Origin of the sequence: Microbacterium sp. 4NA327F11, from assembly GCF_005503465.1 — a bacterium.
Lineage (GTDB): Bacteria > Actinomycetota > Actinomycetes > Actinomycetales > Microbacteriaceae > Microbacterium > Microbacterium ginsengisoli.
Window position 1 is genome coordinate 124,786 of the sequence record NZ_SCOB01000009.1, and the last position, 8,001, is coordinate 132,786.

The 8,001-nt window shown below is 70.2% G+C and carries 9 protein-coding genes; all 9 read left to right on the forward strand.

Annotated features, from left to right (window positions below):
* Nucleotides 1-16: 16 nt before the first annotated feature.
* The 9 genes from rsmA to FFS51_RS08065 all read left to right on the forward strand — a co-directional run bounded on the left by rsmA (nucleotide 17) and on the right by FFS51_RS08065 (nucleotide 7,880).
* Nucleotides 17-874, forward strand: a complete 858-nt coding sequence (gene rsmA / locus FFS51_RS08025; protein ID WP_045248643.1) for a 16S rRNA (adenine(1518)-N(6)/adenine(1519)-N(6))-dimethyltransferase RsmA — start codon at nucleotides 17-19, stop codon at nucleotides 872-874.
* Complete coding sequence (locus tag FFS51_RS08030) at nucleotides 871-1,938, forward strand: aldo/keto reductase (RefSeq protein ID WP_056210136.1); 1,068 nt, start codon at nucleotides 871-873, stop codon at nucleotides 1,936-1,938. The genes rsmA and FFS51_RS08030 overlap by 4 nt, the downstream gene beginning before the upstream one ends.
* Complete coding sequence (locus tag FFS51_RS08035) at nucleotides 1,926-2,864, forward strand: 4-(cytidine 5'-diphospho)-2-C-methyl-D-erythritol kinase (protein ID WP_045248726.1); 939 nt, start codon at nucleotides 1,926-1,928, stop codon at nucleotides 2,862-2,864. Before FFS51_RS08030 ends, FFS51_RS08035 begins: the two co-directional genes overlap by 13 nt.
* A gap of 29 nt (nucleotides 2,865-2,893) precedes the next feature.
* Entirely contained in the window at nucleotides 2,894-4,210 is a 1,317-nt protein-coding gene (locus FFS51_RS08040; RefSeq protein ID WP_137878024.1) for a GNAT family N-acetyltransferase, read from the forward strand.
* A 132-nt stretch (nucleotides 4,211-4,342) separates the two neighbouring features.
* Entirely contained in the window at nucleotides 4,343-4,645 is a 303-nt protein-coding gene (locus tag FFS51_RS08045; RefSeq protein ID WP_137878025.1) for a DUF427 domain-containing protein, read from the forward strand.
* Between the two features lie 11 nt (nucleotides 4,646-4,656).
* Nucleotides 4,657-5,487, forward strand: a complete 831-nt coding sequence (locus tag FFS51_RS08050; RefSeq protein WP_045248646.1) for an ABC transporter ATP-binding protein — start codon at nucleotides 4,657-4,659, stop codon at nucleotides 5,485-5,487.
* The gene (locus FFS51_RS08055) at nucleotides 5,484-6,170 is read left to right on the forward strand and encodes an ABC transporter permease (RefSeq protein ID WP_056210130.1); all 687 of its coding nucleotides are present in this window, start codon (nucleotides 5,484-5,486) and stop codon (nucleotides 6,168-6,170) included. Before FFS51_RS08050 ends, FFS51_RS08055 begins: the two co-directional genes overlap by 4 nt.
* Entirely contained in the window at nucleotides 6,170-6,892 is a 723-nt protein-coding gene (locus tag FFS51_RS08060) for an ABC transporter permease (protein WP_137878026.1), read from the forward strand. Before FFS51_RS08055 ends, FFS51_RS08060 begins: the two co-directional genes overlap by 1 nt.
* 79 nt (nucleotides 6,893-6,971) lie before the next feature.
* A complete protein-coding gene (locus FFS51_RS08065) occupies nucleotides 6,972-7,880 on the forward strand; it encodes an ABC transporter substrate-binding protein (protein ID WP_045248649.1) in 909 nt (302 codons plus the stop codon).
* Nucleotides 7,881-8,001: the final 121 nt, after the last annotated feature.

An 8,001-nucleotide genomic window follows, 5' to 3' on the forward strand; every position in this document is an offset into this window, starting at 1 on the left:
TCGTTAGGGTGAGGGGGTGACCGTGCATCTGCTCGGCGCGGCCGAGATCCGCGCCCTCGCCGCCGAGCTCGACGTCACCCCGACGAAGAAGCTCGGCCAGAACTTCGTGCACGACCCCGGCACCGTGCGCAAGATCGTGGCCGCGGCATCCGTTACGGCCGACGACCGCGTCGTCGAAGTCGGCCCGGGGCTCGGGTCGCTGACGCTCGCGATCCTGGAGACCGGCGCCCGGGTGACCGCGGTCGAGATCGACCACCGCCTCGCCGCGCGACTTCCGCAGACCGCCGCCGACCACGGTGTCGAGGACGGTGCCCTCACCGTGGTCGACGCCGACGCGCTCACGATCACCTCACTGCCGGGGGAGCCGACGGTGCTCGTCGCGAATCTGCCGTACAACGTGTCCGTGCCCGTGCTGCTGCACTTCATGGAGACCTTCCCGCGTCTCGACCGCGGCGTCGTGATGGTGCAGGCCGAAGTCGGCGAGCGGCTCGCCGCGGGGCCGGGTTCCAAGGTCTACGGCGCCCCCAGCGTCAAGGCGTCGTGGTACGGCGACTGGCGCCTGGTCGGCACGGTGTCGCGCATGGTGTTCTGGCCCGTGCCCAATGTCGACAGCGTGCTCGTGGGATTCGCCCGCGCGCACGCGGCGCGAGGCACCGAGGCCGAGCGGCAGACGACGTTCCGCATCGTCGACGCGGCCTTCCAACAGCGCCGCAAGATGCTGCGGCAGGCGCTCTCCGGGGTGCTCGGCGGGTCGTCCGCGGCGGCCAGTGCGCTGCTCGAGAGCGCGGATGTCGCCCCCACCGCCCGCGGTGAGGACCTCACCGTCGAGGACTACCTGCGCATCGCCCGCGCGGCGGCTAGCCTGGGCGGGTGAGCACAGAGCCGCGTATCCGACCCTCCGTCCCCGACATCCACCGGCCCTACACGGCGGCCCCGGATCGGTACGACCTCACCGAATACCGTCAGGTCGGGACATCCGGTCTCTACCTCCCGCCGATCTCGCTCGGCCTGTGGTGGAACTTCGGCGACAACGTCGCCTTCGACACGCAGCGCGGCATCCTCCGGCACGCCTTCGACCACGGCATCATCCACTTCGACCTGGCCAACAACTACGGTCCTCCCTACGGCGCCGCGGAGACCAACTTCGGACGCATGCTGCGCGAGGACTTCAAGCCCTACCGGGACGAGCTGGTCGTGTCGTCCAAGGCGGGGTGGGACATGTGGCCCGGGCCGCACGGCGACCTCGGCAGCCGCAAGTACATCCTCGCGAGCGCCGAGCAGTCGCTGACGAGGCTCGGGCTCGACTACGTCGACATCTTCTACTCCCACCGGGTCGATCCCGACACTCCCGTCGAGGAGACCATCGGCGCGCTCGACACGCTCGTGCGTCAGGGCAAGGCGCTCTACGTGGGCATCTCGTCGTACTCCGCGGAGCGCACCGCGGTCGCCGCGGCGGTGGCCCGCAGCCTCGGCACGCCGCTGATCATCCATCAGCCCGCCTACTCGATCCTCAACCGGTGGATCGAGGACGGTCTGACGGGCGTCCTCGCCGAAGAGGGCATGTCGGCTATCGCCTTCACGCCGCTCGCCCAGGGGCTCCTGACCGGCAAGTACCTCGGCGACGGCAAGGCCAAGCGCTCGCAGCCGCGCGACAGCCTGCCCGACCGGGCGCTGTCGCACCAGGCGATCGCGTCGCTGCGATCACTGAACACGATCGCGAAGGAGCGCGGTCAGACGCTCGCGCAGATGGCGATCCAGTGGGTGCTGCGCGAGCCCACCGTGTGCTCGGCGCTCATGGGGGCCTCCAGCATCGAGCAGCTCGACGAGAATCTGGCCGCCCTCACCGGACCGGCCTTCGACACCGACGAGCTCGAGCGCATCGACGCGCTGTCGGATGTCATCGACGTCAACCTGTGGGCGGAATCATCGAAGCTGTGATCCTCCCCGCCCCGACCGTGCACGTGCGCGCCCCGGGCAAGATCAACCTCTTCTTCGAGGTCGGCGCGCTTGGCGCCGACGGGTACCACGACGTCGCCTCGGCGTACCAGGCCGTCTCCGCGTACGAGGACGTGTGGGCCTCGGCGTCGGACGACCTGACGATCGAGGTCACCGGATCGGTGGATGTCGCGGGTGTCCCACTCGACGCCCGCAACCTCGCCGTGCGCGCCGCGCAGCTGGTCGCGGACGAGGCGGGCATCGACGCGGGCGTGCACCTGCGCATCGTCAAGGGTGTGCCCGTCGCAGGTGGGATGGGCGGAGGATCCGCGGATGCCGCAGCCGCCCTCGTCGCGTGCGACGCGCTGTGGGGAACCGGCATCTCACCGATCCGGCTGCGGGAGCTGGCGGCGGAACTCGGTGCCGACGTGCCGTTCGCGCTCACCGGCGGCACGGCGATCGGGCTGGGGCGCGGCGACGACCTGAGTCCTGCCCTGGCGCGCGGGCGTTTCGACTGGGTGATCGTCACGAGCGAGGACGGCCTGTCGACTCCGGCCGTTTTCGCCGCCCTCGACGCGCACCGCGACGACGCCTCGCTCGACATCGTGCCCGCGCGTCGGCCGATGGTCGATGACGCCGTTCTGCATGCGCTGCGCGCGGGCGATGCGCACATGCTCGCCGCGAGCCTTCGCAATGATCTGCAGCAGGCCGCGCTCGCGCTGCGACCCGACCTCGCCGACCTGCTCGAGACGGGTCGCGCCGCCGGTGCCCTCGAAGGGATCGTCTCGGGTTCGGGTCCCACGGTCGCGTTCCTCGCGGCGGGCCCCGAAGCCGCCATCGACCTGCAGATCGGGCTCTCGGCCGCAGGGCACGTCGCGCACCACGTGCACGGCCCTGTGCCGGGGGCACGCGTCATCCACGACGACTGATCGGGCGCACCGCGCCGCTGGAGGAGATCATGAACGACACCGCCGTCGCCGCCTTCCTGGCGGCCCCGCTCGATGAGCGTCAGGCGCGCCGGCTCGGCGACCTGGGGCTGCGCGCCGACCTCGTCACGGACGAGGACCGTGCCGCCTCGGACGGCTGGATCGAGGCCGTCTCCCGAGGATTCCTCGGCACCGAGCGCTCCGAGGTGCAGCGCCAGGCCGCGTTCGACGGGCTGCGGTCGCGTCGCCGGTTGGGCGTCTACGACGACTCCGCCCCGGTGCCCGGCACCCCGGTCGCGACGTTCGCGTCGTGGCTCGCCGAGCTCACCGTCCCCGGGCCGGCGCTCATCGACACGGCCGCCATCAGCTCCGTCACCGTCGCCCCCACCCATCGACGGCGGGGTCTCGCGCGGGCGATGATGGAGGGCGAGTTGCGGGCCGCGGCATCCGCCGGCGTGCCGGTTGCGACCCTCACCGTGAGCGAGTCGACGCTCTACGGCCGGTACGGCTTCGCCCCCGCCGCAGAGGCTGCGCACTGGCGGATCGAGGCGAAGCGCGCCGGATGGATCGGTCCGGTCTCGCCGGGACGCGTGGACTTCGTGCCGAGAGTCGACGCACGCGCCCTGATCGAGCCGCTGTACGACCGCGTGCGCCTCGCCCGGCCGGGCGAGATCACGATGCCGGCCGGGCACTGGGACCGCTTCCTGCGCACGCGTCCTGACTCGGAGAAGGGCGAAGAGCTGCGCACTGTCGTCTACACGACGGTGGCGGGGGAGGTGACCGGCGTGGCGCTCTACAGCGTGACGGAGTCGCACGACGACTTCGCCCGATCGACCCTCGAGCTCGTGTACCTCCTCGCGCTCGACGACGAGTCCTACGCGGGTCTCTGGCGCTTCTTCCTCGAGATGGATCTGATCGGCTGGATCGAGGCGCCCGAGCTCTCGCTCGACGAGCCGCTGCTCTGGATGATCGCCGACCAGCGTGCCGCACAGCGCACGGTGCGCGATCACCACTACGTGCGCATCCTCGATGTCGTCGCCGCCCTCGAGGCCCGTCGCTACAGCGGCGCCGGGCGCGTGGTGATCGAGATCGCCGACCCGCTCGGGTTCGCCGCCGGCCGTGTGCTGCTCGATGTGGACGAGCGCGGCGTCGGTTCGGTGCGCCACGCCGACGAGACGACGGATGCCCCGTCCCTCCGCCTCGGCATCGCCGAACTGTCGGCCGCCTACCTGGGAGGGGTGCGTCTCGCGACCCTCGCTGCGGCGGGACGGGTCACGGGTGACGGGGTGGCCGCGGCATCCGCTCTGTTCGCCGCGCCGCAGGCGCCCAGGCTGAGCTTCTGGTACTGATGCGGGCATAGCGCACGACATCCGGCGTCACAATCCCGTCCGAAATGTCCGCCGCTGCGAATAGCGTGTGCGTGAGCGGTGATCGCCGCCCGCGATGCGAGCGGCTGGCGGCCGCCCCGAACGGAGGACGCAATGCAGGCGCGACTGGGCGACACCGTGATCGCCGAGGCCGATGAGGCCGATCTGATCCGTATCGAAGGCAACTGGTACTTCCCGCCGGCGGCGGTGCGTGAGGGTGTACTCACCACCAGCCCGACGCCGTACACGTGCCCCTGGAAGGGCGCGTGCCAGTACTTCACCGTGACCGTCGACGGGCATGAGCTCACCGACCGGGCATGGAGCTACCCCGAGCCCTACCCCACCGCGATCGAGAAGGTCGGCGCCGACTTCTCCGGCTATGTCGCGTTCTGGAAAGAGATCGAGATCACCGACTGAGAGGACGACCGATGATCGAATTCTCGGCCGTATCCAAGACCTTCCCCGACGGCACCCGCGCCGTCGCCGACTTCTCCCTGCAGCTTCCCGCACGGTCCACCACCGTGTTCGTGGGCTCCTCGGGCTGCGGCAAGACCACCCTGCTGCGCATGATCAACCGCATGGTCGAGCCCACCGCCGGGCGCATCGAGATCGATGGAGAGAACATCGCCGATCGGTCGGCCGTGGCCCTGCGCCGCAGCATCGGCTACGTCATGCAGAACGCGGGGCTGCTGCCGCACCTCAGCGTCGTCGACAACATCGCCACGGTTCCGCGGCTCACCGGTGCCACCCGCCGTGCCGCGCGGGCGCGGGCGCTCGAACTGATGGACACGGTCGGGCTCGATCGCGCGCTCGCCGCGCGGTATCCGAACCAGCTCTCGGGCGGTCAGCAGCAGCGCGTGGGCGTCGCGCGAGGACTCGCGGCGGATCCGAACATCCTCCTGATGGACGAGCCCTTCGGTGCCGTCGACCCCATCGTTCGTGCCGAGCTGCAACAGGAACTCCTGCGTCTGCAGCGCGACATCGGCAAGACGATCGTGTTCGTCACCCACGACATCGACGAGGCGTTCCTGCTCGGCGACCAGGTCGTCATCCTCGCTAAGGGTGCCGCGATCGCCCAGGTCGGCACGCCCGACGAGATCATCGAGGCGCCCGCCGACGACTTCGTGCGATCGTTCATCGGAGCTGACCGGGGTAAGCGTGCGCTGTCGCTGCGACCGACCGCGGGCGGCGGAACGGCCGTCGTCGACGCCGACGGCCGCACCCAGGGCATCCTCGCGACCGAGGGCGCGTCGTCGTGATCTGGGTCGGCGACAACCTCGGCCTCATCGCGGGGCTCGCGGTCTCGCACCTGCGCCAGAGCCTGATCGCCATCGTGCTCGGACTCGTGATCGCCATCCCGCTCGGCTGGGCGGCGTGGCGCTACCGCCTGCTGCGCGGCTGGCTGATCACCGTGACCGGGCTGCTCTACACGATCCCCTCGCTCGCGCTGCTGATCATTCTGCCGTCTGTGTTCGGATACTCCGCGCTGAGCGAGACGAACCTCATCGTGGCGCTCACGATCTACGCCGTCGCGATCCTCGTGCGCTCGGTGGTCGACGGCTTGCAGTCGGTCGACCCGTCCGTGCGGCAGGCGGCGGTCGCGCTCGGCTACGGCGGTGCGCGTCGCTTCTTCACTGTCGACCTGCCGCTCGCCGGCCCGGTGATCCTCGCCGGGCTGCGGGTGACGTCCGTCTCCACGATCGCGCTCGCCACCGTCGGCATCCTCGTCGGCGTCGAGAACCTCGGCTACCTGTTCACCAACGGCCTGCAGCGCCGCATCACCGAAGAGGTGCTCTCGGGTGTCGTCGCGGTGATGGTCATCGCGCTGCTGATCGACGCGCTGCTGGTGCTCGGCGGACGCCTGCTCATGCCCTGGGCTCGACGCTCCCGCACCGTCCGCGCACGTACCCGCCGGGTGCTCGCTGGGGCAGAGGTCGCCTGATGGACCTGTTCACCGGGGCCCTCGCCTGGATCTTCTCGCCCGATCGACTGACCGGAACGGACGCGCTGCCCATCCTGTTCGCGCAGCAGTTGTACTACACGTTCCTCTCGGTGCTCATCGCGGCGCTGATCGCGGTGCCGCTCGGCTGGCTCATCGGGCACACCGGCCGCGGTCGCGAGGTCGCCGTGGCCATCTCGGGCGCCGCCCGCGCCATCCCGTCCTTCGGACTACTGATCTTCCTCGTGCTGCTGCTCGGCGTGCTGCACAAGCCCGAGGCCGCGGTGATCACCTTCGTGCTGCTCGGCATCCCGCCGCTGCTCGCCGGCGCCTACACCGGCTTCGAGGCGATCGACCGCCGCACGATCGACGCGGCGCGCGCGGTCGGCATGACCGAATGGCAGATCCTCTGGAAGGTCGAGGTTCCGCTCGGGCTGCCGCTGCTGCTGGGAGGACTGCGCTCGGCCGTGCTGCAGGTCGTCGCGACGGTGACGATCGCCGCCTATGTCAACCTCGGCGGACTCGGGCTGCCGATTATCACCGCGCTGAACCTCCGCCAGTACGACGTCGTGCTCGGCGGGGCCATCCTCGTCGCCGTGTTGGCGCTCGTCCTCGACGCGATCCTCGCCCTCGCCCAGTGGGCCTCGGTGCCGCGCGGCGTGCGTCAGCACGGCACCTCGCGCCGAGAACGGCGCGCCGCGGCATCCGCTCTCGCCGTCACGTGACGTCACACCGTCTTGCTCCATCCCCCTCCACCCCCAAGAATCGCCCCGAACCTCGGTTCACGCACCCAGAGAGGACACCATGTCTACAGCACGCACGGCACGCGTCATCGGCGCCGCCGCCATCGCCGCTGTCGCCGCACTCGCCCTGAGCGCCTGCGGCTCCAGCAGCTCGATCGCCGGCCCCACCGCGACGAGCGCGGGAGGCTCGATCGTCATCGGATCGCAGGCCTACTACTCGAACGAGATCATCGCCGAGATCTACGCCCAGGCCCTCGAAGGCGCCGGCAAGACGGTCACCCGCCAGTTCAACATCGGCCAGCGCGACGCCTACATCCCGCAGCTCAAGAGCGGCGCGATCACCCTGTTCCCCGAGTACTCCGGCAACCTGCTGCAGTACTTCGACGCGAACACCACCGCCCGGTCGGCCGACGACGTCTACGCCGCCCTGCAGACCGCCCTGCCGTCGAACCTCACGGTGCTGAACCAGTCGACCGCGACCGATCAGGACTCCTACACGGTCACGAAGGCGTTCGCCGACAAGTACGGGCTCACCACCATCGCCGACCTCTCGAAGGTCACCGAGCCGCTCACCCTCGGCGGACCGCCCGAGCTCGCCGAGCGTCCTTACGGCCCGACCGGTCTGAAGTCCACCTACGGCGTGACCGTCGCGTTCTCGGCGACCGGTGACACCACCGTGCAGGACCTCGTCGCCGGTACCGTCAACGTCGCCAACGTGTACACGGCCGACCCGAGCATCCAGACCGACAACCTGGTCGTGCTGAAGGACCCGAAGGCGCTCTTCCTCGCGTCGAACGTGGTGCCGGTCGTCGCCAAGAGCATCGAGAGCGACGTCGCCGACGTCATCAACCAGGTGAGCGCCGCGCTCACGCCCGAGAAGCTCGTCGCCCTCAACGTTCAGAGCACGGTCGACAAGCAGTCGCCGGCCGACATCGCGAAGGCGTTCCTCGCGGCGAACAACATCAAGTAAGCGGTGCACGAGGGGTGAGTGGGCTGCGCGGTGATCGACGCCGGTCGTTCTCAGCCCACCGCTTCGCCGAGCTCGAGCCAGCGCTCCTCGAGTTCGACGGTCTCGGTGGTGAGCTGATCGC